Annotated in this window: 26 protein-coding genes, 1 tRNA gene and 1 pseudogene; 16 read left to right on the forward strand and 12 right to left on the reverse strand. The window is 64.4% G+C overall.

Features of this window, described 5'->3' with window-relative positions:
- Positions 1–15 precede the first annotated feature (15 nt).
- Both R3D65_RS17605 and R3D65_RS17610 read right to left on the reverse strand, forming a co-directional pair.
- The gene (locus tag R3D65_RS17605) at positions 16–2,325 is read right to left on the reverse strand and encodes a N,N-dimethylformamidase beta subunit family domain-containing protein (RefSeq protein WP_371276590.1); all 2,310 of its coding nucleotides are present in this window, start codon (positions 2,323–2,325) and stop codon (positions 16–18) included.
- 4 nt (positions 2,326–2,329) lie between these two features.
- Positions 2,330–3,199 (reverse strand): branched-chain amino acid ABC transporter permease, encoded by an 870-nt coding sequence (locus R3D65_RS17610; protein ID WP_371276591.1) that lies wholly within the window; start codon positions 3,197–3,199, stop codon positions 2,330–2,332.
- A gap of 116 nt (positions 3,200–3,315) precedes the next feature.
- Here R3D65_RS17610 and istA point away from each other — a divergent pair.
- Positions 3,316–4,819, forward strand: a pseudogene (gene istA, locus R3D65_RS17615) (IS21 family transposase).
- Entirely contained in the window at positions 4,816–5,592 is a 777-nt protein-coding gene (gene istB, locus R3D65_RS17620; protein ID WP_371275638.1) for an IS21-like element helper ATPase IstB, read from the forward strand. Before istA ends, istB begins: the two are co-directional and overlap by 4 nt.
- 352 nt (positions 5,593–5,944) lie before the next feature.
- Here istB and R3D65_RS17625 read toward each other — a convergent pair.
- A tRNA-Ser gene (locus tag R3D65_RS17625) sits at positions 5,945–6,034 on the reverse strand.
- Between the two features lie 349 nt (positions 6,035–6,383).
- Between R3D65_RS17625 and R3D65_RS17630 the strand changes: the two genes are divergently transcribed.
- The 3 genes from R3D65_RS17630 to R3D65_RS17640 all read left to right on the forward strand — a co-directional run bounded on the left by R3D65_RS17630 (position 6,384) and on the right by R3D65_RS17640 (position 8,059).
- Entirely contained in the window at positions 6,384–6,989 is a 606-nt protein-coding gene (locus R3D65_RS17630; RefSeq protein WP_371276592.1) for a 50S ribosomal protein L21, read from the forward strand.
- An 85-nt stretch (positions 6,990–7,074) separates the two neighbouring features.
- Positions 7,075–7,344: a 50S ribosomal protein L27 gene (gene rpmA, locus R3D65_RS17635; protein ID WP_371276593.1), complete on the forward strand. Its 270-nt coding sequence runs from the start codon at positions 7,075–7,077 to the stop codon at positions 7,342–7,344.
- A gap of 121 nt (positions 7,345–7,465) precedes the next feature.
- Positions 7,466–8,059, forward strand: a complete 594-nt coding sequence (locus R3D65_RS17640) for a GNAT family N-acetyltransferase (RefSeq protein WP_371276594.1) — start codon at positions 7,466–7,468, stop codon at positions 8,057–8,059.
- An 11-nt stretch (positions 8,060–8,070) separates the two neighbouring features.
- Here the strand turns inward: R3D65_RS17640 and R3D65_RS17645 are convergent, their stop codons facing one another.
- Positions 8,071–8,925: an endonuclease/exonuclease/phosphatase family protein gene (locus R3D65_RS17645; protein ID WP_371276595.1), complete on the reverse strand. Its 855-nt coding sequence runs from the start codon at positions 8,923–8,925 to the stop codon at positions 8,071–8,073.
- 112 nt (positions 8,926–9,037) lie between these two features.
- Between R3D65_RS17645 and obgE the strand changes: the two genes are divergently transcribed.
- The 11 genes from obgE (at position 9,038) to R3D65_RS17700 (ending at position 19,527) form a co-directional block, all read left to right on the forward strand.
- Positions 9,038–10,072: a GTPase ObgE gene (obgE, locus tag R3D65_RS17650; RefSeq protein WP_371276596.1), complete on the forward strand. Its 1,035-nt coding sequence runs from the start codon at positions 9,038–9,040 to the stop codon at positions 10,070–10,072.
- A 10-nt stretch (positions 10,073–10,082) separates the two neighbouring features.
- On the forward strand, positions 10,083–11,204 hold the full coding sequence (gene proB, locus R3D65_RS17655) for a glutamate 5-kinase (protein WP_371276597.1): 1,122 nt from the start codon (positions 10,083–10,085) through the stop codon (positions 11,202–11,204).
- Positions 11,204–12,553, forward strand: a complete 1,350-nt coding sequence (locus R3D65_RS17660; RefSeq protein ID WP_371276598.1) for a glutamate-5-semialdehyde dehydrogenase — start codon at positions 11,204–11,206, stop codon at positions 12,551–12,553. Before proB ends, R3D65_RS17660 begins: the two co-directional genes overlap by 1 nt.
- Positions 12,553–13,194 (forward strand): nicotinate-nucleotide adenylyltransferase, encoded by a 642-nt coding sequence (locus R3D65_RS17665; RefSeq protein WP_371276599.1) that lies wholly within the window; start codon positions 12,553–12,555, stop codon positions 13,192–13,194. Before R3D65_RS17660 ends, R3D65_RS17665 begins: the two co-directional genes overlap by 1 nt.
- 49 nt (positions 13,195–13,243) lie before the next feature.
- Complete coding sequence (gene rsfS / locus R3D65_RS17670; protein ID WP_371276833.1) at positions 13,244–13,720, forward strand: ribosome silencing factor; 477 nt, start codon at positions 13,244–13,246, stop codon at positions 13,718–13,720.
- 30 nt (positions 13,721–13,750) lie between these two features.
- The gene (gene rlmH, locus R3D65_RS17675; RefSeq protein ID WP_371276600.1) at positions 13,751–14,233 is read left to right on the forward strand and encodes a 23S rRNA (pseudouridine(1915)-N(3))-methyltransferase RlmH; all 483 of its coding nucleotides are present in this window, start codon (positions 13,751–13,753) and stop codon (positions 14,231–14,233) included.
- 63 nt (positions 14,234–14,296) lie between these two features.
- Positions 14,297–15,664 (forward strand): murein hydrolase activator EnvC, encoded by a 1,368-nt coding sequence (locus R3D65_RS17680; RefSeq protein ID WP_371276601.1) that lies wholly within the window; start codon positions 14,297–14,299, stop codon positions 15,662–15,664.
- A complete protein-coding gene (locus R3D65_RS17685) occupies positions 15,654–16,988 on the forward strand; it encodes a S41 family peptidase (protein ID WP_371276602.1) in 1,335 nt (444 codons plus the stop codon). Before R3D65_RS17680 ends, R3D65_RS17685 begins: the two co-directional genes overlap by 11 nt.
- 93 nt (positions 16,989–17,081) lie before the next feature.
- A complete protein-coding gene (locus tag R3D65_RS17690) occupies positions 17,082–18,281 on the forward strand; it encodes a divergent polysaccharide deacetylase family protein (RefSeq protein ID WP_371276603.1) in 1,200 nt (399 codons plus the stop codon).
- A gap of 26 nt (positions 18,282–18,307) precedes the next feature.
- Positions 18,308–18,835, forward strand: a complete 528-nt coding sequence (locus R3D65_RS17695; protein WP_371276604.1) for an RNA pyrophosphohydrolase — start codon at positions 18,308–18,310, stop codon at positions 18,833–18,835.
- Positions 18,832–19,527: an aspartate/glutamate racemase family protein gene (locus R3D65_RS17700; protein ID WP_371276605.1), complete on the forward strand. Its 696-nt coding sequence runs from the start codon at positions 18,832–18,834 to the stop codon at positions 19,525–19,527. The genes R3D65_RS17695 and R3D65_RS17700 overlap by 4 nt, the downstream gene beginning before the upstream one ends.
- An 89-nt stretch (positions 19,528–19,616) precedes the next feature.
- On the opposite strand, the gene R3D65_RS17705 is transcribed toward R3D65_RS17700, so the two are convergent.
- The 8 genes from R3D65_RS17705 to R3D65_RS17740 all read right to left on the reverse strand — a co-directional run bounded on the left by R3D65_RS17705 (position 19,617) and on the right by R3D65_RS17740 (position 26,967).
- Entirely contained in the window at positions 19,617–20,024 is a 408-nt protein-coding gene (locus R3D65_RS17705) for a F0F1 ATP synthase subunit epsilon (protein ID WP_371276606.1), read from the reverse strand.
- 85 nt (positions 20,025–20,109) lie between these two features.
- Positions 20,110–21,588 (reverse strand): F0F1 ATP synthase subunit beta, encoded by a 1,479-nt coding sequence (atpD, locus tag R3D65_RS17710; protein ID WP_371276607.1) that lies wholly within the window; start codon positions 21,586–21,588, stop codon positions 20,110–20,112.
- A 21-nt stretch (positions 21,589–21,609) separates the two neighbouring features.
- On the reverse strand, positions 21,610–22,491 hold the full coding sequence (locus tag R3D65_RS17715; protein WP_371276608.1) for a F0F1 ATP synthase subunit gamma: 882 nt from the start codon (positions 22,489–22,491) through the stop codon (positions 21,610–21,612).
- A gap of 19 nt (positions 22,492–22,510) precedes the next feature.
- Positions 22,511–24,040 carry a F0F1 ATP synthase subunit alpha gene (atpA, locus tag R3D65_RS17720; RefSeq protein ID WP_371276609.1) on the reverse strand — a complete coding sequence of 510 codons (1,530 nt, stop codon included), beginning with the start codon at positions 24,038–24,040 and terminating at the stop codon, positions 22,511–22,513.
- Positions 24,040–24,600 carry a F0F1 ATP synthase subunit delta gene (locus R3D65_RS17725; RefSeq protein ID WP_371276610.1) on the reverse strand — a complete coding sequence of 187 codons (561 nt, stop codon included), beginning with the start codon at positions 24,598–24,600 and terminating at the stop codon, positions 24,040–24,042. The genes atpA and R3D65_RS17725 overlap by 1 nt, the downstream gene beginning before the upstream one ends.
- A gap of 239 nt (positions 24,601–24,839) precedes the next feature.
- Positions 24,840–25,232 (reverse strand): DUF4345 domain-containing protein, encoded by a 393-nt coding sequence (locus R3D65_RS17730; RefSeq protein WP_371276611.1) that lies wholly within the window; start codon positions 25,230–25,232, stop codon positions 24,840–24,842.
- A gap of 112 nt (positions 25,233–25,344) precedes the next feature.
- Positions 25,345–26,058, reverse strand: coding sequence for a hypothetical protein (locus R3D65_RS17735; protein WP_371276612.1), 714 nt, complete (start codon positions 26,056–26,058; stop codon positions 25,345–25,347).
- Positions 26,059–26,124: 66 nt separating this feature from the next.
- A complete protein-coding gene (locus R3D65_RS17740) occupies positions 26,125–26,967 on the reverse strand; it encodes a helix-turn-helix domain-containing protein (protein ID WP_371276613.1) in 843 nt (280 codons plus the stop codon).
- Between the last annotated feature and the right edge of the window lie 18 nt (positions 26,968–26,985).

The raw sequence follows: 26,985 nt of genomic DNA on the forward strand, positions 1-26,985 counted from the left end.
TCCCGGCCCGACGGATCAGCGCCAGAGTTTCTCGTCTCCTGCAAATTCGACACCTGGCAAAACTCCTTCCCGCATGAAAGCATCAAGGACATTCCGCATCACCCTGCCCACGTTATTCTCGCCGTCATGGCAAGGCAATGCCTGGGACCACGCAATGGAACCGGCAGCAAACACGGCGCCGTTGTTTGGCGTGGTAAAGTAGATCATGTCGCCGCGAACCTGCGGGTCCTGGGTTCCGCCCCGTCCCGGAAAGGCATAGGTCACTTCTTCGGACACCAGCGGGTAGTTGTCCGAATGGCCCCAGGAAGACGCCAGCAGCAGCGTATGGGGCGGCGTGCCGAGCCCCTGCTCGTACCGATCCAGTTCCACGCCGGCGCATCCGCCGGCGGCAAGGCCGAAATCGCCGATGGCCTCGCGCTCTGCGATGCCTTCGAAAATCCAGCTCACGCGCTTGTGGAAACTGTCCGGCATCCGCTCGAAGGGCTGGCTTTCATCCATGCCCTCGGCCGTGAATCCGAGGCCGACGATCTTTTGCGGCGCCCGCCCGCGGGAGCGCCACAGCCCGGACCGCTCTCCGGTGCATGCGAGATATCCCTCGCCAGGCTCCGCCTGCCAGGCGCGTGAGCCGGTGTCGAGCTTGCGCACCTCGATGCAATGCGGCTCGCCATCGCGCAGCCCCGTGACCCAGTAGTAGCCGTTGCCACCGATATACATGACACGGCCGCCACCGGCCAGGTATTGCTCGGTGCCATCCATCATCTCTTCGGAATAATATTCGGGATGGGTTCCGTTGAGCACCACCTTGTAGGGTTCGAGCAGTGCCTTGCCCTCCGCGTGCAGGTCGTGATCCGTGATCACGTCATAGGCATACCCAGCATGTTCGAGCCACCAGATCAGCGACAGGTCGGCCGGCAGCGCCCACGGGAAGTTCATCGCGGGCATCCGGTATCGCGGCCTCAGCGAGATGATGGGCCGCCGCCAGGATGAGTAGCAGCAACCCGCGCCATCGCTGTGATGGTCATAGGTCGACAGACCGAACTCTTCCAGCTTCTTGTATTCCAGGTCCTCGGGAACGATGACCGGCGTATGGGCGGTGATTGCCTGTGCGATGGGCGCTTCATAGGCCAGGTGCTCGTTGGCATAGGCGAGATAGGTGAATGTCGGCAACAGCACGGCCACCGGCGCGCGCGGCCTGTCCGGCCGGACGATGAAGACCACGTGGTCGTCCGTCGCCCCGTCATCAAGACGCAGCGCATAGACGCCGCTCTTCAGGCTGGCTGGCACATCCCAGGCCAATGTGGTTTCCCACCGCGAATCGGTCAGGGCGTCCTCGTGATAGTGGACGCCGCCATAGGTCCGCGGTGCGAGGCGGAAACTGTCCGCTCCGCGCCAGTTGAAGCCGGTCATGCAGCGGATGGGACGGTTGACACCGTCCAGGTGAAGTCCGTGCGGACCGGTATCGCGAATGATGTCGTCAATCCCCTTGTCGGTATAGCCTTCAGTCGGGTCCCAATAGGCAAGAAGGCCGTCGCGTGAAGCGATTTCCCCGCGTGACAGCGCCTCGGCCTCCGCAGCTGCGATGTCGCGTGTAAACATGCCCGCGCGGTCGATCTTGCCGTTGAAGAGAAGGGAGACATGCGGCCCGCGGCTCGCATTGGATTCGCTGGCACCGGCCAGCATGAACCGCACATGGTCCGCCGTCCGCGCCGGCGCCGCGCGCAACGTCTCGACCAGCCAGGTGCCGAATTGGAAAGGCACGACGGTCGAGTAGCGGGAGTTCCAGGGATTGACACAATTCATGACGCGCAACCAGGCTTTCCGGCTCTCCGCGTCGAATCCGGCCGCCACGAAGTACCAGCAGCGCTCGACCACCGGTGTCTCGGCAACGATCTGGTCCACCGCGTCCCCGTCGCCGACCCAGAACGAGAAATGGCCGTTGGGATCGAGCCCGAGCCCGTAGCCCTTGTTCTCGTCGCTGCACCATTGGCCCATGACCTGCTGGCGCTCTGCCTTGCGCAGGGTCGGAAAGACATGCGCGAAAAGGGTGAAACTGCCCGGCGCGTCGAGGCGCCTGTCCGGGTCGCGGGCCACGCTGAAGGCGCCGATCTGGGTGAACTGGCGCCTGACGGCGAGCCGCGCCGGAATGCCGGCCTCGATTTCCTCCTCCACGAAGCCAGGCCCCTCCGGGTTCTCGTCGCCGTGGAGCAGGCGGACGATGCGGGCATTGACCTCGTGCACGCCTTCGACCGACAGCTTGAACTCGACCCTTTCGCCCGCCTTGGCAACGAGCGGGTCGCTGTAACCGAATATTCTTGTCGTCGTCATGGTCTCAGCTCTCCAGGAGGTCGTTCACACGCAGCAGGAAAACCGCGTGATAGGCTTCCTCGATGCTTTCGTAGACCCGGTCATCGACGATGCGCGGCGGCGCGCCGCGTTCGCCGGACAGGGCCACGATGGTGTAATGGTTGAAGGCGGTCGGCTGGCGCATGATCGCGTATTTGTCCGGCATCTCGCCGCGGCGGAAATAGTTGAGCACCCGGTTGAGCCCGTCGGAATGGCGCCCGAGCGGCTTGCGCCGGTGCTCTTCGATCAGATCCGGCGTGATGAGCTGCTTCAGTTCCTCGCGCAGGCGCTTGTGGAAGCGGCGATAGTAGATCTGCTGCTTGTCGGCCATTTCGGTTGCTTCCTCGGGCATCACCTCCCCTCCCTTTTCCGTTCTTCGGGCACGCGCCTCGGATCGTTTGCGGTTGCGATAGTTCCGGAACTGCTCGCGCGCGCCGACAAGCCCGTTATGGGCAAACAGCGTGACCAGCATCATGATGACGGCGATCAGGAGGATGCGCGCCGGGCCGAGTTCGAGCAGGCCCTTGTCGATCAGCACCACGATGGCGGTGCCAAGCACGGCGCCATCGGCGCGGCCGATACCGCCGATCACGATCATCGCGAAAAGCAGCAGCAACTGGTCGAGCGAAAAGATGGCTGGCGAGATGGAACTGTAATACATCGCATAGAAGGCGCCGATGACGCCAAGGCCCGCCGATGAAGACATGAAGACCTGCACGCGCGCGCGCCGGTAGTCGATCCCGATGGCCTCGGCGAAGGCTTCCTCGTCACGGGCCGTTTGCAGCAGGAGGCCGAGTCGCTCGGAATTGATCAGGCGAAACAGCGTCAGCGCGCCGAGCAGGAGAAGGAAGGCCATGCCGAAGTGAGAACGCCGGTGCAAAAATCGCCCACGGAAGCGGCCGGATGATCCGGCTGTTGGCCGGAGTAAAACTCCGCCAGTGGTAGCCTTCTCGCCTTTGGCAGAGGGCGGGGATGAAGGGCGTGGAACTTTATGGACGTGTCAGGCGGGCGGTTTTCGTCGAGGGCATGAGCCGGCGCGAGGCGGCCCGTGTTTTCGGGATCGATCGCCGGACGGTGGAGAAGATGCTGCAGTTCTCGGTTCCGCCGGGGTATCGGCGCAGTAAGCCTGTTCGCCGTCCGAAGCTCGACCCGTTTGTCGAGATTATCGACCGGATCCTGGCGGAAGACAGCGACCGGTCGAAGAAGCAGCGCCACACCTCGAAGCGGATCTTCGAGCGTCTGCGTGACGAGCGCGGCTATGTTGGCGGCATCACGATCGTGAAGGACTATGTCCATGCCGCCCGACAGCGCCAGCGCGAGATGTTCGTGCCGCTGGCCCATCCGCCGGGCCACGCCCAGGTCGATTTCGGCGAAGCGCTTGGCGTGATCGGCGGCGTCGAGCGCAAGATTCATTTCCTGGCGATGGACCTGCCGCATTCCGACGGCTGTTTCGTGAAGGCCTACCCGGCAGAGACCAGCGAGGCCTTCTGTGACGGTCACGTCTCGGCCTTTGCATTCTTCGGCGGGGTGCCTGTTTCGATCCTTTATGACAACACCAGGATCGCGGTCGCCCGCATTCTTGGCGACGGCACCCGCAAGCGGACACGCATCTTCTCGGAACTGATCTCCCACTATCTGTTCGAGGATCGCTTCGGACGTCCTGGCAAGGGCAACGACAAAGGCAAGGTCGAGGGGCTGGTCGGCTATTGCCGTCGCAACTTCATGGTGCCGCTGCCGCGGTTCGCCAGCTTCGACGATCTCAATGCCTGGCTGGAAGCCCGGTGCCGCCGGCGCATGAGCGACAGGCTGCGCGGTCATGGCGAGACGATCGGGGAACGCCTCGAACGCGACCGCGCCCACTTCCAGCCTCTTCCGGCCGTTGCCTACGACGCCTGCGACATGCGCACCGCCCGGGTCAGTTCGCTGTCGCTGGTTCGCTATCGCGGCAACGACTATTCCGTCCCAACCACCTACCTACGGCCATCGCGAGGTTCTCGTGCGCGGCTACGTCCACGAGGTGGTGATTGCCTGCGGCGCCGAGATCATCGCCCGCCATCGCCGTTCCTGGGAGACGGAGGACTTCATCTTCGACCCGCTGCACTACCTGGCGCTGATCGAGCAGAAGACCAATGCCCTCGACCAGGCGGCTCCGCTGGCCGGTTGGGACCTGCCGGAAGCCTTCACCACGCTGCGCCGGCTTCTGGAAGCGCGCCTGGGTAAAAAGGGCAAGCGCGAGTTCGTCCAGGTGCTGCGCCTGATGGAGACATTCTCCGTCGACGATGTCCATGCCGGGATCCGATGTGCGCTGGAACGCGGCACGATCGGGTTCGACGCGGTCAAGCATCTCGTCCTGTGCCGGATCGAACGCCGGCCACCACGCCTCGACATGACGGTCTATCCCTATTTGCCGAAAGCCCGCGTCGAGGTGACGTCGGCGCGGAGCTACATGAGCCTTCTGGCCGGAGCCGGGTCATGAACGATACGCCGCAACTGCTGCTGTCCCATCACCTGAAGGCGCTGAAGCTGCCGACCTTCCTGCGCGAATACGACAAGCTCGCCCGGCAGTGCGCCGCCGAAGGCGTCGATCATTCGCGTTATCTCCTGCGGCTTGCCGAACTCGAGCTGATCGATCGCGAACGGCGCATGGTGGAGCGGCGGATCAAGGCGGCCCGCTTCCCCGCCGTCAAGAGCATCGATAGCTTCGACTTCAATGCCATCGCATCGCTGAACAAGATGCTGGTGATGGAACTGGCGCGCTGCGACTACGTCACCCGCAACGAGAATGTCATCGCCGTCGGCAACAGCGGCACCGGCAAGACCCATATCGCTCTCGCCCTCGGTCTGGCCGCCTGCCAGAAGGGGCTGCCTGTCGGCTTCATCACCGCATCGGCCCTGGTGCACGAACTGCTCGAGGCGCGTGACGACAAGCGACTGCTGCGGCTGCAGAAGCAACTGGCCAAGGTTCGACTGCTGATCATCGACGAACTCGGCTACGTGCCGCTGTCGCCGACCGGAGCCGAACTGCTGTTCGAGGTCTTCTCACAGCGCTACGAACGCGGTTCGACCATCGTCACGTCGAACCTGCCCTTCGATGAATGGACCAGCGTCTTCGGCTCCGAGCGACTGACCGGCGCGCTCCTCGACCGGCTCACCCACCATGTCCATATCCTGGAAATGAACGGCGAAAGCTATCGCCTCGCACAATCCCGCAAGGCTGCCGAGCCAAACCGCGATTCCGCAACGGACTGATCCCGACGAAACGGCGCGCCGTCATGCGAAGGGGCCCGATCGGGCCCCTTCGCATGACGTCATCTGGCGCATTTTTGCTCCGGCCAACTGGCGCATTTTTGCTCCGGCGTTGACATCAGCCAAGGCAAGCGTATCGAAAAGCAGGTGGCGTTTATACAGCGGGCACTTATTCGTCTGGGCGATATCATATCAAGCGATGGTGGCCGAATCCTCATACTGCGCCGCGCAGCGTGAGCCGTATCAGGCTATCAAACCGGGATGACTCAGCAGGGTTCCTGCAAGATGCTGATTAGGCCAAGGATTATGGCACGACCAGAAAAGCGTTACTAAGTCATTGAAATTTAATGCATTGTGGCGGAGAGGGGGGGATTCGAACCCCCGATAGAGTTGCCCCTATGCCGCATTTCGAGTGCGGTGCTTTCAACCACTCAGCCACCTCTCCGCTCGTGGTTGACACCGGATACCGGCGCGGGCGCTTCAATAGCGGCAGGCAGGGCGGGTTACAAGGGCTAATTTGCCGCCCGGCTCGCTTTTCCTTCCGTCGCATCGGGCCGGAGCATTGACTCGCTCGCCCCGAAAGAGTATCCGCACGCCGATCCGGCGGTGTGGGCCAACCATGCCGCTCGATTGTTTTGGCCTTTCCGAACATGCATCGCCCGCCGGCCGCGCCGGTTGGCCGCGAAATCGGAACGGCCGGCAGACCGGGTTTCATCCGGTCCAAGACTGACAAAAAGACGGGCGGGCCGGCCGACGGGCGGTTCAGATCCGGACGGACACTGAAAGGAAGAAAGATGTTCGCAGTCATCAAGACGGGTGGCAAGCAGTACCGCGTTGCCGCCGAAGACGTGATCCAGATCGAGCGCGTTGCCGGAGACGCCGGCGATATCGTGACGCTCGGCGATGTTCTCATGGTCGGCGAAGGCGCTGACGCCTCCATCGGCGCGCCCTTCGTGGACGGCGCCTCCGTGGCCGCCGAGATCCTCGAGCAGAACCGCGGCCCCAAGGTGATTTCCTTCAAGAAGCGCCGCCGCCAGAATTCGCGCCGCAAGCGCGGCCATCGCCAATTGCTGACCACCGTGCGCATTTCCGAAATCCTGACCGGTGGCGCCAAGCCCTCCAAGGCCGCTGCCCCGAAGAAGGAAAAGGCAGCCGAGGCCGCTCCGGCCGCCGCCGCCGCGCCGCTCTTCACCGCGCCGGAAGGCGATGCCGACGATCTCACGAAGATCAAGGGCATCGGCCCGGTCGCCAAGCGCCAGCTCGCCGAACAGGGCATCACGCAGTTTGCCCAGGTTGCCGCGCTTTCCGATGAAGACATCGTGAAGATCGACGAGGCGATGCCCTTCTCCGCCGACCAGATCAAGGACTGGCGCGAACAGGCGCGGGAAATGGCGAAGTAAATCGCCACCGGCTGAAGCTTGAATTCGGGCGCATGAACGCCCATAAGGAACGAAAGGCGCCCCAGCGGCGCGAAGGAGACTTGAAATGGCACACAAGAAAGCAGGCGGTTCGTCCCGTAACGGTCGCGATTCCATTGGCCGCCGTCTTGGCGTGAAGAAGTTCGGCGGCGAGAAGGTCGTCCCGGGCAACATCATCATTCGTCAGCGCGGAACCAAGTGGCATCCGGGCAACAATGTCGGCATGGGCAAGGATCACACCATTTTTGCCGTGACCGAAGGTGCCGTGTCTTTCGCCCGGAAAGCCAACGGTCGAACCTATGTATCCGTCGTGCCGATGGCCGACGCAGCGGAGTAAGCCGGTTCCGCACCAAACACCGGCGGCCCACCTCGGGTTCCGGTGTCTGGCAAGGCAGCAAATGGATCAGGGGAGATGGGCCGCCATCTCCCCTTTTTCTTTTGGCCTGACGGAGGAACCCATGGTCGAGGATATCAAGGAGACTGAAGAAGACAGTTCGTTGCGCATCGATTGCCCGGTGCTGGTCACCGATCGCCTGGTGCTGCGCAAGCCGCATGAGACGGATGCGTCCGATCTCGCCCGGCTGGCCAACAATCCGCGCATCGCGATGATGCTCACCCGCATGCCGCATCCCTATGGCGAAGCGGATGCCGGGAACTTTCTCGACCATGCTTCGCGGCGCCGGAGCGGCTGCATCTACGCGGTCACCCTGGCCGCCAACGGCCGCTTCATCGGCTGCGCCGGCCTCGAGCCCGCCGACGGCGCGCTGGAAATCGGCTATTGGTTTGGCCAGCCCTTCTGGGGCAAGGGCTACGCAACCGAAACCGCCCATGCCCTGGTGGACACGGCGTTCCGCTGTACCGCCATCGAGCGGATGGAAGCCTCCTGCCGTGTCACCAACAGCGCCTCGCGCCGGGTTTTGCACAAGTGCGGCTTCCAGTTCGCCGGCCACGGCATGAAGACCTCGCAGGCCGCCGGCCGCATCAATGTCGAGCGCTATCGCCTCGACCGCGCCACCTGGATCGGCCTGAAAAGCTGGACGGCCCGGTCATGAGACCGGATCGTTCAGGCCATCTCCACCCAGACCGGCCGGTGGTCGGACCCTGTGGCGGTCGAATCGACACGCGCATTGCCGAAGCGGTGTGCGATGCCGGCACTGGCGAAACAATAGTCGAGCCGGCGCGGCTGCAATTTGCCGGCCGGGTCGAACCAGCTCGCCGCTCCGTCCGTCGTCACCGAGACGTCGCAGGCGAACCGCGCGTTGACCTGCCGGCCGTATTCGGCGTCCAGCGGACCTGCGAGAGCGACGTATTCCGGCGATTCCGGGTCCATGTTGAAGTCGCCCATCAGCACGAAATCCTCCGGCAGCGGCAATTCCGGAAAGCCGTTGACAGCAAGGCCCGTCGCCGCGCCGCCATCGAGGCGATGCTCCAGCGCCGTGCGCATCAGCCAGCGGATCTGGGCCAGCCGTTCGGCTGCACTTGTGTGATCGAGATGAACCGAATGGAAGCGGACATGCCCTGCGGGCGTATCAACGATCGCCTCCAGGGCGCCGCGCTGCAGGTTGAGCACGCTGACCGACCGGCTGCGCGGAAGCAGGAAATTGCGCGTGGCGATGATCGGCGTGCGCGACAGGATCATGTTGCCGAATTCGAAGAAGCGGCTGACGGCGCGCCCATTCTCCATGCCGCTGCCCATGTCGATCTGGAAGGGCGCGCCGAAGGCACAGAAATAGTCGGGAAACAGCTCACAGAGCCCGGCCACCATGTCGGCACCGCCGTTCTGCGGGTTGTTGCGGCTGACCTCCTGCAGCGCGATGACGTCCGCGCCCTTCACCTCCTGCCCGATGCGCTCCAGGTCGTACCGCCCGTCCATGCCGATGCCGTACTGGATGTTGTAGCTCACACACGAAAACGCCATGTTTTCACCTTCCGGGAGGATTTGCCTGATATGTCTCGCGATTCGTCGCCACATGCGTTAGAGCAACGTTTCAGAATTTCGCCAATCATTCACCGAACAGTGCGACAGTCCCATGAAATTTCTTGACCAGGCAAAGGTCTACATCCGTTCGGGCGACGGCGGCGCAGGCTCCGTCTCCTTCCGTCGCGAAAAATACATCGAGTTCGGCGGTCCGGATGGCGGCGATGGCGGGCGCGGCGGCGACGTCTGGATCGAGGCTGTCGACGGGCTGAACACGCTCATCGACTACCGTTATCAGCAGCATTTCAAGGCGAAGACCGGCATGCATGGCATGGGCCGCCACAAGACCGGCGCCAAGGGTGCGGATGTGGTGCTGAAAGTGCCGGCCGGAACCCAGGTCTTCGAGGAGGACAACGAGACCCTGGTCTGCGATCTGACCGAAACCGGCCAGCGTTTCCGCATCGCCAAGGGCGGCAATGGCGGCTTCGGCAACATGCATTTCAAGTCGTCCACCAACCAGGCCCCGCGCCGTGCAAATCCCGGCCTGCCCGGCGAAGAGCGCACCATCTGGCTGCGCCTGAAGCTGATTGCGGATGCCGGGCTCGTCGGCCTGCCGAATGCAGGCAAGTCCACCTTTCTGGCCGCGGTAACCCGCGCCAAGCCGAAGATCGCCGACTATCCCTTCACCACGCTGCATCCCAACCTGGGCGTGGCCCGCATCGATGCGCGCGAATTCGTCATCGCCGACATTCCCGGCCTCATCGAGGGCGCGCATGAAGGCACCGGCATCGGCGACCGCTTTCTCGGCCATGTCGAGCGCACCCGCGTGCTGCTGCACCTCGTCTCCGGGCGCGAAGAGGATGTGGCGGCGGCCTATCGCACGGTCCGCCACGAACTCGAGGCCTATGGCCATGGCCTGACGGGCAAGGCGGAGATCGTCGCCCTTTCGCAGGCCGACCTCCTCGACGCGGAGGCCCGCGCCGAAAAGCTGGCGGCGCTGGGTGAGGCTTGCGGGCGTGCGCCCATGCTCATCTCGGCGGCCACCGGTGAAGGCATGGAGGCCGTGCAACGCGCCCTGATGGAAATCATCGAAGCCGCACGAAGCGCCGATACGCCCGAAGAACCCGACGAGCGCTGGCAGAAGTGAAACCGGAACCATGGCCATGCTCTCCGCATACAGGCGCATCACGGTCAAGATCGGCTCTGCCCTGCTGGTCGACCGCAAGACAGGGCTGAAACGCGGCTGGCTGGCCGCGCTCGTCGCCGATATCGCCCGGCTGAAGGCGGGTGGCGCCGATGTTGTGGTCGTGTCCTCGGGCGCCATTGCCCTTGGCCGCACCATTCTGGGCCTCGGGCGAAGGCAGTTGAAGCTGGAGGAAAGCCAGGCGGCGGCGGCGGCAGGCCAGATCGCGCTGGCCCAGGCCTGGTCGGAGGAACTCGCCCGCCATGCCATCACGGCCGGGCAGGTTCTCGTCACGCTGGGCGACACGGAAGAGCGGCGGCGCTATCTCAATGCCCGCGCCACCATCGGCACATTGCTCAAGCTCGGTGCCGTGCCGGTCGTCAACGAGAACGACACGGTGGCGACCACGGAAATCCGCTACGGCGACAATGACCGGCTGGCCGCCCGCGTCGCCACGATGATGTCGAGCGACCTGCTGATCCTGCTCTCCGATATTGACGGGCTTTACACCGCGCCGCCCGCCCTCGATCCCGCTGCACGGCATATCCCGCTGGTCGCGCGCATCACGCCGGAAATCGAGGCCATGGCCGGCGCCGCCGCCTCGGAACTGTCGCGCGGGGGCATGCGCACCAAGCTCGATGCCGGCAAGATCGCCACGACGGCCGGAACCGCCATGATCATCGCGTCCGGTGAGGTCAATCACCCGTTGGGCGCCATCGAGGGTGGCGCCCGCTTCACCCGCTTCGAACCGGCCGGCAATCCCGTCTCCGGCTACAAGAGCTGGATCGCCGGGCAACTGGAACCGGCCGGACGGCTTCTCATCGATGACGGCGCCCTGAAAGCCCTGCATGAAGGCCGTTCGCTGCTCGCCGCCGGGGTGCGCGCGGTGACGGGCAATTTCGCCCGCGGCGATACCGTGGCCGTGCTCACCGCCGATGGCACGGAGGTGGCGCGCGGCCTCATCGCCTATGATGCCGCCGACGCGATGCGCATTGCCGGCCGCAAGAGCGCCGAGATCGAGCAGGTTCTGGGCTATCAGGCCCGCTCCGCCATGATACACCGCGACGACCTGGTGGTGACCGCGCCGGTCCCGTGATGAACCGGCGATTGCCCGCCGCCACCGGACCATGTATTGACCCTGCGACAGGGAGACCCGACATGCTGACCACCGACAGCACCGGCAAGACAGACGTTCACGCCCTCATGGCAGACATGGGAAGGCGCGCCCGCGCCGCCGCCGCCCCGCTTGCCATCGCCAGCCCGCAGGCCAAGCATGCCGCGCTGATGGCCATGGCCGATGCCATCGAGACGGGCATGGACACGATCCTGGCCGCCAATGCACGCGACATGGAAAACGGCGTGGCGGCCGGCCTCTCGCCGGCGATGCTGGATCGCCTGAAACTCGACGGGGACCGCGTGCGCGCCATGGCCGGCGGCATCCGCGCCATCGCGGAACTCAAGGATCCCGTGGGCGAGATCATCGCCGAATGGGACCGGCCCAACGGTCTGCACATCGAACGGGTGCGCACGCCGCTCGGCGTCATCGGCGTCATCTATGAAAGCCGGCCCAACGTGACCGCCGATGCCGGCGCGCTCTGCCTGAAGGCCGGCAATGCCGTCATCCTGCGCGGCGGCTCGGACTCGGCGCATTCATCGGCGGCCATCCACGCCTGCCTCGCCGAGGGGCTGGAGGCGGCAGGCCTGCCAGCCGATGCCATCCAGCGGGTTCCGGTGACCGACCGCGCCGCCGTCGGCGAATTGCTGACAGGACTGGACGGCAATGTGGACGTCATTGTCCCGCGCGGCGGCAAGAGCCTCGTCGCCCGCGTTCAGGCGGATGCCCGGGTGCCGGTCTTCGCCCACCTGGAAGGCATCTGCCATGTCTACGTGGACAAGTCCGCCGATCCGGCCATGGCCGTGGCCATCGTGACCAATGCCAAGATGCGCCGCACCGGCATTTGCGGCGCGGCGGAAACGCTGCTGGTGGACCGCGCCTGCGCTGCCACCCACCTGCCGCCGATCCTGCAGGCCCTTGCGGAAAAGGGTTGCGAAATCCGTGGCGACGACACCGTCATGGCCCTTTGGGACGATGCGAAGGAAGCGGCGGCCGAGGACTGGTCGACCGAATATCTCGACGCCATCATTTCCGTGGCCGTCGTCGATGGCGTGTCCGGCGCCATCGGGCACATCAACCGCTATTCGTCGCATCACACCGAAGCGATCATCGCCGAGGACGATGAGGCCGTCGCGCGCTTCTTCAACGAGATCGACAGCGCCATCCTGCTTCACAACGCCTCCACCCAGTTCGCCGATGGCGGTGAATTCGGCATGGGTGCCGAGATCGGCATCGCAACGGGCAAGATGCATGCGCGCGGACCCGTCGGCGTCGAACAGCTCACCTCGTTCAAGTACCGGGTGCGCGGCACCGGTCAGACCCGCCCCTGATGGAGGAGGCCGAGAGCGTAGCCCGGCACTATCTGCGCATGCCCGCAACCGCGCCCGGCTTGCGGGTCGGCCTGTTCGGCGGCTCTTTCAATCCGCCCCATGGCGGTCACGCGCTGGTTGCCGAGATCGCCCTGCGCCGGCTGGCGCTCGACCAGCTCTGGTGGATCGTCACGCCGGGCAACCCGCTCAAGGACAATTCCAACCTGGCGCCGCTGGCCCGGCGCGTCGCCGCTTCCGAGGCGGTCAAGCCTTCCCCGAAGGTGAAGATCACGGCCTTCGAGGCCGCATACCGGGTGCGCTTCACGGCCGATACGCTGGCACTGGTCAAGGCGCGCCGGCCCGGCGTGCGCTTTGTCTGGATCATGGGCGCGGACAACCTGCGCTCCTTTCACCGCTGGCAGCGGTGGCGGCAGATCGTCCGTACCTTCCCCATCGCCGTGATCGATCGCCCTGGCGATACGCTGGCGTTCCTTTCATCGCGCATGGCGAAGACCTTCGCGCACGCGCGCATCGATGAAGCCGATGCCCCGCGTCTGGCCTTTCTCGATCCGCCGGCCTGGACCTTCATTCACGGCCCGCGCTCCTCGCTCTCATCGACCGAGTTGCGCGCGAAGGCGGGGCAGGAGTCGCAGACGCGTTAGCAAACGTGAAAACAGTCGATCCGCCGTGTCTTGAAAATGCAAGGCTTTGCTGCCACCTTTCAAGCGTACGCTGGACACGGCGTGCGGCGTTGCTCTCATGATGAAAGGAAAGACACTGAGAACAGCAACTGTAGTGAAGGCAGACGAATTGTCTTCCCGGGCTGAGGCCGGCCGGAGCTCCGGCGCCGAAGCAGCCCTTCAGACGGCCCTTGAATCGCTTGAGAATTCCAAGGCCGAAGATATTGTTTCCATTGACATTCAGGGCAAGTCCAGTCTTGCGGACTACATGATCGTGGCCTCCGGGCGCTCGCATCGTCATGTTGCCGCCGTGGCGGATCACCTGATCCGGGCCCTCAAGGAGGCCGGCCATGGCAATGCCCGCGTCGAGGGTCTGGCCAGCGCCGACTGGGTGTTGATTGATTCGGGCGACGTTATCGTCCATGTCTTCCGGCCTGAAGTCCGCGAGTTCTACAACATCGAGAAGATGTGGCAGGCTCCGGACCTGGAGGACGGCACCCTGCACTGAACCCTGCGGGGTCATGGACAGGGAGCAAGCATGCGGATCGTCGTTCATGCCGTGGGCCGGATGAAGGCCGGCCCCGAGCGGGATTTGTCGGCGCGCTATTTCGAGCGCTTCGCCAAGGCCGGATCTCCGCTCGGACTGGATTTTGCCGGTGTGAAGGAAATGGCCGAGAGCCGGGCGCCCGATGGGGCGCGGCGCAAGGCGGAAGAAGCCGAACCGCTCCTGCGAATGGCTGCCGATGGCGCTTTCCTTGTGTTGCTCGATGAAACCGGAAAGTCCGTCACGTCCGCCGATTTCGCTGAGCGGCTGGCAAGCCTGCGCGATGAGGGTCCGCGCGATCTCGTCCTGGCCATTGGCGGGCCTGACGGACACGACCCGGCCTTGCGCGGGAAAGCCGGCATGCTCCTGTCTTTCGGCCGGATGACATGGCCCCACCAGATCGCGCGCATCCTGCTGGCCGAACAGCTCTATCGCGCCTGCACGATCCTTTCCGGCCATCCCTATCACCGGGCCTGATGCACAGGCCGTCGCGTGTCTTTGGTTAATGATTCCTTTGCCGTGCTCCGTTAGGCTGGTGCCATGAAACCGCGATGGAAGCTTGCCACCTGCGCCCGCTGCCCGGCCCTGCTTGCCGGCGCATTGGCGCTTGGCCTTCTGGCGTCCTGTCCCGCCAGCGCCCAGGATGCGGCCGCCCCCGATCCGGCAGCGCTGGAATCGCGACAGGGCGAAACCCGGGCGGCCTATGAACGGATCGCCGCCGAGATGGCGGCCGCGCAGGATCGCAAGGCGGCGCTGGTCGCGGAAATCGAATCACTGGAAAAGGACGCCACCGCGATCACCGCCGCGCTGATCCGTTCGGCAGGGGAGGAACGCAAGCTCGCCGAGGACATCGACGCCATCGCCGGCCGCATCACCGATCTGCATGCCCGGCAGGAGGCGGTTCGCCGGTCACTGGCCAGCCGGCGCGGCATCCTGGCGGAAGTACTCGCCGCCTTGCAGCGCATGGGGCTCAATCCCCCGCCGGCCATTCTGGTCAGGCCGGAGGATGCCCTTGGCTCGGTCCGCAGCGCCATTCTGCTTGGAGCCGTCGTGCCGGAACTGCGCAGCCAGACGGCGATCCTCGTTGCAGATCTCGAGGAGCTGCAACGCGTCACGGCGGCCATCATGCGTGAACGCCAACAGCTTGAAGGCGCCGTTCGCCGCCAGGTGGCCGAGCGCGAGCGCCTGGACGCCCTGCTTGCGGAAAAGAAGCGGTTGCGTGAGGAGACCGAGGCGCGCATTGCCGCCGAGACGGCCCGCGCCGAGGAACTGGCCGCACGCGCCACCTCCTTGCAGGAACTCATCGCCTCGCTCGACGCCGAGATCGCCACGGCCCGCGAGGCAAGCGAGGCGGCACACAAGGCCGAGCAGGAAGCCCTGGCCCGCAGCGAGGAACTGGAGCGTCTGCGCCGGCAGGAAAGCCCGGTGCCGGAAGAAAACAGGCTGGTGACCGGCCTGCCCTTCGATGCCATGAAGAAGCGCCTTCTCCTGCCCGTCTCCGGGCAGCTACGGGACCATTTCGGCGAGGTCTCGCCGGATGGCCTCCACCGGACCGGCGACACCATTCAAACACAATCGGGCGCTATCGTCACATCGCTGGCGGATGGTACGGTTCTCTTTGCCGGTGCCTTTCGTTCTTATGGCCAACTCTTGATCCTGGATGCCGGCGCCGGATATCATGTCGTAATGGCAGGCATGGGCAGGCTCAATGTGGTCCAGGGCCAGAAAGTGGCGGCAGGCGAGCCGGTTGGCGCCATGGGGGAAAGACGGGTGGCGGCTGTTGTCGCTACGGGTGATGAAAACGGACAGCCGGAGCTCTATGTTGAGATTCGGAAGGACAGGAAACCCGTTGATCCGGCACAATGGTGGTCGGACAAGGTAGCCGGAAGGACGAGGAATGATTCGTAAGTTTGCACTGCTTGGTACGGGCGCGCTCGTGGGCGCGGCGGCCATGGTGTCGATTCAGGGCGGGCCCTGGGCGCCGGCCAATGCCGCCGGGTCCGAGACCTATCGCCAACTGGCCATTTTCGGAGACATCTTCGAGCGCGTACGCGGCCAGTATGTCACGCCGCCCGATGAGAAGAAGCTCGTCGAATCCGCGATCAACGGCATGCTCACCTCGCTCGACCCGCATTCCTCCTACCTGAATGCGGATGACGCCAAGGACATGCGCGTCCAGACCAAGGGCGAATTCGGCGGTCTCGGTATCGAGGTCACGATGGAGAATGAACTGGTCAAGGTCATCACGCCCATCGACGACACCCCGGCCATGCGCGCGGGCGTCCTGGCGGGCGATCTGATCGCCGAGATCGATGGTGAGGAAGTGCGTGGCCTGTCGCTGGCCGATGCGGTCGACCGGATGCGCGGCGAAGTCAACACGCCCATCGAGTTGACCATCCTGCGCGAGGGCGCCGACAAGCCGCTCAAGATCAAGATCGTTCGTGACGTCATCAAGGTGAAGGCCGTCAAGGATCGCATCGAGGAGGATGTCGGCTATCTCAAGATCACGTCCTTCACCGAGAAGACGTTCGGCGATCTTCAGGACGCGATCACGCGGATCAAGAAGGAATTGCCGGACGACAAGCTGAAGGGCTATGTGCTGGACCTGCGCCTCAATCCGGGCGGGCTGCTGGATCAGGCCGTGGCCGTCTCCGATGCCTTCCTTGACAAGGGCGAGATCGTCCGCACCAAGGGCCGCGAGGAGCGCAACATCGATCTCTACACCGCACGCGCCGGCGATCTGACCAATGGAAAGCCGGTGATCGTCCTGATCAATGGCGGATCGGCCAGTGCCTCGGAAATCGTCGCAGGCGCGCTTCAGGATCACCGCCGCGCCACGGTGCTCGGCACGCGTTCCTTCGGCAAGGGTTCGGTGCAGACCATCATTCCGCTGCAGGAGAACGGTGCCCTGCGCCTGACCACGGCGCTCTATTACACGCCCTCCGGCAAGTCCATCCAGGGGGCCGGCATCAACCCGGATATCGAGGTTGCCCAGCCCCTGCCCGACGAACTGAAGGGCCGCGACCTGACGCGCGGTGAATCGGAACTTCGCGGGCACATCAAGGGTGATGAGGAAAACGAGGAAGGTTCAGGCTCCATCGCCTATGTTCCGCCGGAAGCCAAGGACGACCTGCAGCTTCAGGCGGCCTTGAAGCTGCTGCGGGGCGAGACGACAAATCCCGCCTTCCCGCCGAGCCCGGACAAGGCCGTCGTGCTTCAGCAGGCCGATTAAGACATCAGGAGTGCCGCCGCACGCGGCGGCGCTTCGCTTTCTACAGGGTGACACGGCCGGTCTTCCCGGCGGGCAATGCGAGCCGGACGAGACATGACCGATAGCGGGCACGACAGGCGCCAGCGGGAAATCGACCGGCCTCTCGGGCTGGAAGGGCGCCCCCGCAAGTCTGGCCTGGGGCTTCCAAGGGGCGTCCTCGGCGCTGCGGCCGCTCTCATCCTGGTGGGCTTGCCGGCAGGCTGGATTGCCTTGTCCAGCGATCCGTTCCGCGAGGTCCAGCCGGAGATCTCGGCCATTCCCGAACCGGCCACGAACCAGCCGACAACGGCCCGCGAGCCTGAGACCATGCCGGTGGCGGCAGCGAAAGGTGAGGGGCCCGCCGTCATCAAGGTCCCGCCCGATGACGCGGGCAAGGCGGCATCCGGCACCAAAGCGAGCGAATCCGGCAGCGTCATCATCATCCGCGATCCGTCGGAACTGAAACAGGACGGCCGGACCGCCCACCTGCCGGACAGGGCGCTGATCGAGCAGTCCGAACACGGCCCGTTGCCGGTCACCGGGCCGGATGGCCGCCGACCCTTCGATGTCTATGCGGGATCCTGGTCGGGAACCCGCGGCGCCAGGGTTGCGATCGTCATTGGTGGGCTGGGGCTTTCGCAAACCGGGACACAGGAGGCCATCCAGAAACTTCCCGGAGGCGTGACACTTGCCTTTTCCCCCCAGGGCAACAGCCTGAACCGATGGATGCAGGAAGGCCGGCGCAAGGCCCATGAAGTCCTGCTCCAGCTTCCTTTGGAACCTTTCGATTATCCCCGGGTCAATCCCGGTCGCAACACCCTGACGGTGGATGCGCAGCCGGAGCAGAACCTGTCCAAACTGTACTGGACGCTCGGCCGAACGACGAATTATGTCGGCGTCATGAACTATATGGGCGCGCGGTTCATGTCCGATGCCAACGCCATGCAGCCGGTCATGGCGGATTTGGCCGCGCGCGGCCTGATGTTTCTCGATGACGGCACCTATGCCCGTTCGTTGGCACCCTCGATGGCCAGGGGCGGCAAGATGCCCTTCGCCACCGCCGACACGATCATCGATCAGGTTCAGGACCGGGCAGCCATAGTGAAGAAGCTGGATGAACTGGAAGCGACCGCTCGCGCCAGCGGGTCGGCGATCGGCATCGGATCGGCTTTCGACGTCACGGTCGCAGCCGTGGCGGCATGGGTCGCGGAAGCCAGGAAAAGAGGCGTGGAAATCGTGCCGGTATCCGCACTCGCAACAGATCCGCGCATGTAGAGACAGGAGACGGAGGGGCGGGACGCATGGGAAAGAAAAAGATCAAGTCTGACGACCTGCCGTACAGGCCATGCGTCGGCGTCATGGTGCTGAACGGCGACGGGCTGGTCTGGGCCGGACGCCGCATCGCGGCCGATGACGGCGAAATGGCCGGCGCAACGCACCTCTGGCAAATGCCACAGGGCGGTATCGACAAGGGTGAAACGCCCCTGGAGGCGGCCTGGCGGGAACTCTATGAGGAAACCGGCATCCGCACCGCCTCGCTGGTCATGGAGGCTCCGGACTGGATCCATTATGACCTGCCTCCAGAACTCGTCGGCATCGCGCTCAAGGGCAAGTATCGCGGCCAGAAACAGCGCTGGTTCGCGTTCCGTTTCGAAGGCGATGAAAGCGAAATCCGGATCAATCCGCCACCGGGCGGCCATCAGGCGGAATTCGACGCCTGGTCATGGAAGCCCATGGCCGAATTGCCGGACCTGATCGTTCCCTTCAAGCGCAAGGTCTATGACGAGGTTGTGGCCGTCTTTTCGCACCTGGCGGCAACGCCGGCATGAAACTGATCGGTTTGCTTGGCGGCATGAGCTGGGAATCGACCGCCCTTTACTACCGCCTGATGAACGAGGAAGTCAGGCGATTGCGTGGCGGCCTTCATTCCGCGCGCCTTCTTCTTCATTCGGTCGATTTCCATGACATCGAGCAACGCCAGCACAAAGGTGACTGGGAGGGGACGGCCGACATCCTGGCCACCGCTGCGCGCGGCCTGAAGGCCGGCGGCGCAGATTTTGTCGTACTGGCAACCAACACGATGCACAAGGTCGCCGACAGGATCGGCGCCGCGTCCGGGCTCGATCTCCTGCATATCGCGGATCCGACCGGAACCGCCCTGAAAACGGACGGCGTCCACCGCGTTGCCCTTCTCGGAACGCGCTTCACGATGGAACAGGATTTCTACCGCGCGCGGCTCGAAAATGACTTCGGTTTGGACGTTCTGATTCCCGCGCCCGGCGACCGTGCCGACATCCATCGGATCATCTACGATGAGCTTTGCCGCGGCATCGTCGCCGACCGCTCGGCGGCCCGTTTCGGTGAAATCATCGAACGGTTGAAATCACGGGGCGCGGAGGCAGCGATCCTCGGCTGCACCGAAATCACCATGATCGTGAATGACGGCAATTCGGCCTTGCCTGTCTATGACACGACCGCTCTCCATGCCCGCGCCGCCGTGATCCGCGCCTTGGCGGACTGAAGAAGCCGCGCCACCAGGAGACGCATGCCGCAAACAGAAAACGGGCCCCGCAGGGCCCGTTTGAAACTGCGCGACATTCCTGCCTGGCATCAGGCCGGCAGAATGGCACCTTGAAGCGTCGTCAGCTGGTCCAGGAATTCCTGGGCGCGCTGACGGTTGTCGTCATCCTGCGCGTCGGCGAGGTCTTCACGCGCTTCCGCGATCCGGCGCTCGATATCCGCCTTGTCGATATTGTCGACATGCACCGACGCCTCGGCAAGCACTGTGCAGCTCTCCGGCATGACATCGGCGAACCCGCCGAAAATCACATACTGGTCTGCCTTGCCGCCTGCCGTATTCACCGTCACGACACCCGGCCGGATCGAGGTCATCAGCGGCGCGTGACTGGCCATGATGGTCATCTCGCCGTCAACGCCGGGGATCACGACAGATGCGACGTCTTCCGAGACAAGCAGCTTTTCGGGCGACACCAGTTCGAACTTGAAGGATTGGGCCATGTTCATCCAGCGAACAGCGAATAGCGGACAGCGTGACTGCCTAGACTATCCCTGCTCGCTACTCCCTGTTCCCGATTCGCTTTGATCAGGCCGCTTCCGCAGCCATCTTCTGGGCCTTCTCGACCGCTTCCTCGATGGACCCGACCATGTAGAAGGCCGGCTCGGGAAGGTGATCGTAGTCGCCGGCGCACAGACCCTTGAAGCCCTTGATCGTGTCTTCGAGGTCAACGAGCTTGCCCGGCGAGCCGGTGAACACTTCGGCCACGAAGAACGGCTGCGACAGGAAGCGCTCGATCTTGCGCGCGCGCGCCACCGTCAGCTTGTCCTCTTCCGACAGTTCGTCCATGCCGAGAATGGCGATGATGTCCTGGAGCGACTTGTAGCGCTGCAGGATCGACTGAACCTGGCGGGCCACTTCGTAATGCTCTTCGCCGACGATCATCGGGTCCAGCATGCGCGAGGTGGAGTCCAGCGGATCCACGGCCGGATAGATGCCCTTTTCGGCAATCGAACGTGACAGAACCGTCGTGGCGTCCAGGTGGGCGAACGAGGTTGCAGGCGCCGGGTCGGTCAGGTCGTCGGCGGGCACGTAAATGGCCTGCACCGAGGTAATCGAGCCCTTGGTTGTCGTGGTGATGCGCTCCTGCATGGCGCCCATGTCGGTCGCCAGCGTCGGCTGGTATCCCACGGCAGAGGGAATGCGGCCGAGCAGCGCCGACACTTCCGAACCGGCCTGCGTGAAGCGGAAGATGTTGTCCACGAAGAACAGCACGTCCTGGCCTTCGTCACGGAAATGCTCGGCCACCGTCAGGCCCGACAGGGCGACACGGGCGCGCGCACCGGGCGGCTCGTTCATCTGGCCGTAGACGAGCGCGGCCTTGGAGCCCTCGCCACCGCCGAGCTTGTTCACGCCCGATTCGATCATCTCGTGATAGAGGTCATTGCCTTCGCGGGTACGCTCACCCACACCGGCGAAAACCGAGTAACCGCCGTGCGCCTTGGCGACGTTGTTGATCAGTTCCATGATCAGAACCGTCTTGCCCACGCCGGCGCCGCCGAACAGGCCGATCTTGCCGCCCTTGGCATAGGGTGCCAGCAGGTCGACGACCTTGATGCCCGTGACCAGGATTTCCGCCTCGGTGGACTGTTCCACATAGGCCGGGGCTTCCTGGTGAATGGCGCGCGTCGACTTGGTTTCCAGCGGACCGGCCTCATCGACCGGCTCGCCGATCACGTTCATGATGCGGCCGAGGGTTTCAGGGCCGACGGGCACCGAGATCGGCGCCCCGGTATCGGATACGAGCTGACCGCGGACCAGGCCTTCCGTGGCGTCCATGGCGATGCAGCGCACGGTGTTCTCGCCCAGATGCTGCGCGACTTCGAGAACGAGGCGGTTGCCGTTGTTGTTGGTTTCCAGCGCGTTCAGGATCGGCGGAAGGTGGTCGGCGAAGGACACGTCGACAACGGCGCCGATAACCTGTGTGATCTTGCCGGTCCCACCGGCCTCCTTGGACGCTGCAGCCTTCTTGGCCGCTGCGGTTTTGGGGGTCGCTGCTTTAGCCATCGATCCTTACCTTTTCTAACCTCAGAGCGCTTCGGCGCCCGAAATGATTTCAATGAGTTCCTTGGTGATCTGCGCCTGGCGCTGACGGTTGTAGGAAAGCGTCAGCTTGTCGATCATCTCACCGGCATTTCGCGTCGCATTGTCCATGGCGGACATCTGCGCGCCGTAGAAGGAGGCCTGATTTTCCAGCAATGCGCGGAAGATCTGGACGGAGATGTTGCGCGGGATCAGCGTCTCCAGGATCGTTCCGGCATCCGGTTCGTATTCGTAGGTCGCCCCGGCCGTATCCGCGGCCGCCGTCTCCCCACCCGCCTGGGCCGGGATGATCTGCTGGGCGGTCGGCACCTGGCTGATCACCGACTGGAATTCCGAATAGAACAGGGTGCAGACATCGAACTGGTTGTCGTCGAACAGCGCGATGATCTTCTTGCCGATGGCATCGGCATTGACGAAGCCGATATTGCGCACTTCGCGCAGATCGACGCGGTCGATGATCAGGTTCGCATGATCGCGGCGAAGCTGATCATAGCCCTTCTTGCCAACGCACAGGATTTTCACCTGCTTGCCGTCCGCGAGAAGCTTGCGGATGCGTTCACGCGCAAGACGCACGATCTGCGTGTTGAAGCCGCCGCAAAGGCCGCGTTCGCCGGTGCAGACGACGAGCAGATGCGTCTCGTCCCTGCCCGTTCCCGTCATCAGGCGCGGCGCATCCGCCCCGTCGCCGACCACGGATGCGATATTGGCAAGCACTGCGCCCATCCGCTGCGAATAGGGACGGGCGGCCTCCGCCGATTCCTGCGCCCGGCGCAGTTTCGCGGCGGCGACCATCTGCATCGCCTTGGTGATCTTCTGCGTCGCCTTGACAGATGCAATGCGGACGCGGAGGTCTTTCAAAGAGGCCATGTCGGTTCCCGTTCAGCTATCAGGCAAAGCTCTTGGCGTAGGCGTCGAGCTGTGCCTTCAGCTTTTCCTCGATCTCGGGCGTCAGCGCCTTCTCGGTGCGGATGGCTTCCAGCACATCCTTGCCTTCGCCACGCATGTGGGCGAGCAGACCCTGTTCGAACTTGCCGACCTGGTTGACCGCCAGCTTATCGAGATAGCCCTTGACGCCCGCATAGATCACCGCGACCTGCTCTTCGGTCTTGAGCGGCGAGAACTGCGGCTGCTTGAGCAACTCGGTCAGACGGGCACCGCGGTTCAGCAGGCGCTGGGTAGCGGCGTCGAGGTCGGAGCCGAACTGGGCAAAGGCCGCCATCTCGCGATACTGCGCCAGCTCGCCCTTGATCGACCCGGCCACCTGCTTCATCGCCTTGATCTGGGCAGAGGAGCCCACGCGCGACACCGACAGGCCGACGTTCACCGCCGGGCGGATACCCTGGAAGAAGAGATCCGTCTCAAGGAAGATCTGGCCGTCGGTGATCGAGATCACGTTGGTCGGAATGAAGGCCGAAACGTCGTTGCCCTGCGTCTCGATGACCGGCAGCGCGGTCAGGGAGCCAGCCCCGTTGTCCTCGTTCAGCTTGGCGGCGCGCTCCAGCAGGCGGGAGTGCAGGTAGAAAACGTCACCCGGATAGGCTTCGCGGCCGGGCGGACGGCGCAGCAGCAGCGACATCTGGCGGTAGGCGACGGCCTGCTTGGAAAGGTCGTCGTAGCCGATCAGGGCGTGCATGCCGTTGTCGCGGAAATATTCGCCGATGGCGCAGCCGGCAAACGGGGCGAGGAACTGCATCGGCGCCGGATCGGAGGCAGTCGCAGCGATCACGACGGAATATTCCAGCGCACCGCGGTCTTCCAGGACCTTCACGAACTGGGCGACGGTGGAGCGCTTCTGGCCGACCGCGACATAGACGCAGAACAGCTTGTCCTTCTCCGGACCGTTGTCGTGGATCGGCTTCTGGTTGAGGAACGTGTCCAGGATGATGGCGGTCTTGCCGGTCTGGCGGTCGCCGATGACCAGCTCGCGCTGGCCGCGGCCGACCGGGATCAGCGCGTCGATGGCCTTCAGGCCGGTCGACATCGGCTCATGCACCGACTTGCGCGGGATGATGCCCGGTGCCTTGACGTCCACCTGGCGGCGCTCCTTGGCCTTGATCGGGCCCTTGCCGTCGATCGGGTTGCCCAGCGCGTCAACGACGCGGCCGAGAAGCTCCGGACCGACCGGAACGTCCACGATGGCGCCCGTGCGCTTGACCGTGTCGCCTTCCTTGATGTCGCGGTCGGAGCCGAAGATGACGACGCCGACATTGTCGCTTTCGAGGTTCAGGGCCATGCCCTGGATGCCGCCGGGAAACTCGACCATTTCGCCCGCCTGGACGTTGTCGAGACCGTAGACACGGGCGATGCCGTCACCGACGGACAGAACCTGGCCGACTTCGGAGACCTCAGCCTCCTTGCCGAAATTCTTGATCTGATCTTTCAGGATTGCGGAAATTTCCGCGGCGCGGATATCCATCAGCCGACCTCTTTCAGTGCAAGCTTCATCGAAGTGAGTTTCGTTTTGAGCGACGTATCGATCTGCCTGGAGCCGATCTTCACGATCAGGCCGCCAAGAATGGAGGGATCAACCGTCAGATTGATGGCAACGTCCTTGCCGGCCACATCCTTGAGGGTGGCGGCAAGTTCCTTCTGCTGCGTCGCGTTCAGCTCATGCGCGCTGACGACATCGGCAGCGATCTCGCCGCGCGCTTCCGCCGCGATGGCGCGAAACGCCGTGATGATGCCGGGCAGCGCAAACAGGCGGCGGTTGCGCGCCACCACCTTCAGGAAATTGGCCAGCAGGCCGTCGATGCCGGTCTTTTCCGCGATCGCGGAAATTGCCTTGAACTGGTCGTCCGCGGAGAAGACCGGGCTTTCGATCAGTCGCTTGAAGTCGGCCGATTCGCCGATCAGGGCTTCAACCTGGCCGAGGCCGGTTTCCACCGCTTCGACGGAACCGGATTCCGCTGCCAGCTCGTACAACGAGCCCGCATAGCGCCTGGCGACACCGGAAATGAGAGAGGAAGACTGTGTCACGGGTGACCGTTTCTCTTTCTGGCGGGATCAAGACCTGGCTTCGAGCCAGCCGAATGGCTTGCCCAAGCCCTTGATCATATTGACGTTTTCTGGCGTATCTCAAGGCTTGGCCGCCTTGTTTCCGCCAAAATGCGCTTGCCGTCTAACACAAGCTCAGGAGACTCGCAACATGGGCGCAGTCATGCTTTCGGATCAACTTGCCGCAGCGCGGCGGGGAAGCGGCCGCAATGCAGCAACCTTCAGGCGGCATATCCGAGCGCATGGGCCCCGCTGAGTCCGGCAAGCACGGCGGCGAGCAGGAGCAGCAGAATGGCCGGCAGCCGCGTTGCACCCGGCAGGAAGAAGGCCAGAACGGCGCCGATGGCCGCCGCGCCCCAGGCCATTGCCAGCGACAGGTAGAGCATTTGCTGGGCCAGCAGGATGCATGCCAGCCCCTGCCCCAGCATGAAACCGCCGGGCAGGGCCCGGACCATCGCCGCCGCATCGCCGTTCCGCCGCGCGCCCGGCGCAAGCAGCGCCAGAGCCAGGCGCGGAAGCAGCAGAAGCACCAGCCCGGCCAGGCAGGTCGCCGCCGCCGCCCAGAATGCCATCCATTCGCCCTGGCTGTAGGGCCACGGAAAAGCCAGTTCCATGTCTTGCACTCCCTTGTCTGGTCATGCCTGCGCGAATCGTCCTGCTTCACACCGGAACCGACCTGAGGGGAAGTGAATCGGCGACCGCGCCCCTGTCAAGCGCCCGGCGCCGCTACTTCGCCGAACGGTTGGCGGCATCCGGGCCGCACAGGCCGGCAACGGCAACCGCCTCGCCCGTCTTTCCGCCCCGTGATACCCGCACGCTTCCGTCGAGCAGGGTCAGCATCCGCGTCCGCTCGCTGACCGTGAATTCCAGAAAGACCGACACCGGCGCTTTCTCCAGCGTTTCATAGCGCCGCCTTTCGCCGTCCGTCCGCTTCGCGCGCTCGATCAGCACGAGTTCCCGCAACAGGCCGTTGATCCGGGCATAACCCCGCTCGAAGGTACCGAAACCGTCGAACCAGCGCTCCGTGAAGAACAGCGTTGCCGGATCGGCATGGATCGTCTTGTAGGTCGTCAATTGCTCTTCCGGCTTCGATTGCCCGGCATCGTCCCCGGAATCGGCTCCCTCCGCCCGGAGAAACCGGCAATGCGCGCCGGGATGGTCGAATCCGATGGCCGTGAGCGTGGGCGGAGCGCCGGATGGGGCCGGCAGAACGGGACTCTCAGCCGGGCCGGCATCGTCCTGTACCGGATCCGGCACGGGATCGCCGCCGCCAGGAGCCGGCCCCGGCGACGCCGGCGGCGGATTTTGCGCCTGTCCGGCGGTTCCGGGCGCAGGATCCCCGCTGACCTGTGCCTGGGCCTGGGCCTGCGCCTGCATCGCCATCAGCCCGGTTGCCGCCATTGCCGCGATCAAAGATCCGGCCCGTCGCACTACGGCCATGAAACTGCATCCTCGTTGCCTTTCCCGCGAACTCTAGCCCATCGCGGCGCCGGGACAAGGGGCCGCCTATGCCAGCATGGATGCGATCATCCGGGCCGACGACCGGGCATCCACCTCGCAATCGCGCACGAGCTGGTCGAAATGCGCCGTCAGCGCCTGCACCTGGCGGCTTTCGCGAAACACCAGATACTGGCTTCCGATGTAGACGACGCCGATCAACGGCCCGAACACCGTGACCGGCGCGGAATAGACCTTGCGGTTGTCGTAGAGATAGAGCCTGAGCGACGGATAGAGCCGCTCGCAGCTTTCTGCCATCACTTCGATCTGTCGCCGGCGCGCCCATTCCGGCAGGCCGGCCCAATAGCCCTCGCCGCGCGCCAGCGAACGAATCATCTCCAGCGATACGCAGATTTCATAGTCCGAGCCGGGCGAGCGCAGGAATTGCGCCTGATCCTCCACCGCCGCAGTCGCCTGTGCCGGCGTCTTGTCCAGAAAGGCGGAATATTCGAAATCCAGCACCGCATCGGTCTTCAGGATATCCGGCAGCGTGGCCGGAACATAGCGGATCTTGTGCCCGGCCGCTTCGCGGTGCCATTCGCGGATCTGGTCATCCGATGGTGTGTGCTGGGCATCGGCGACACGGAAACTGGCCTGCAACAGGTCGGCCGCCGTTTCGCTGCGCTCCGAGAGGCCGAGCAGCCAATCGGCCGAAACACCAAGCGCCGATGCACACTGGGCGGCCAGATGGGCATTGGGCAGACGCAGGTCATCGGCCCCGCCCAGCGCCTGCGCGATTGTCGAGCGATCGACGCCGCACGCCCGCGCCAGCGCGCTACGGGTCATGCCGATGGCCGCCATCCGGAGCGATACCCGCTCGCGGAAAAGCCGCGCTCTTTCTTCCTTGTTCATGATTTTTCTCTACAAAGA

The sequence above is a fragment of the Zhengella sp. genome, assembly GCF_041397485.1.
Classification (GTDB): Bacteria; Pseudomonadota; Alphaproteobacteria; order Rhizobiales; family Rhizobiaceae; genus Zhengella.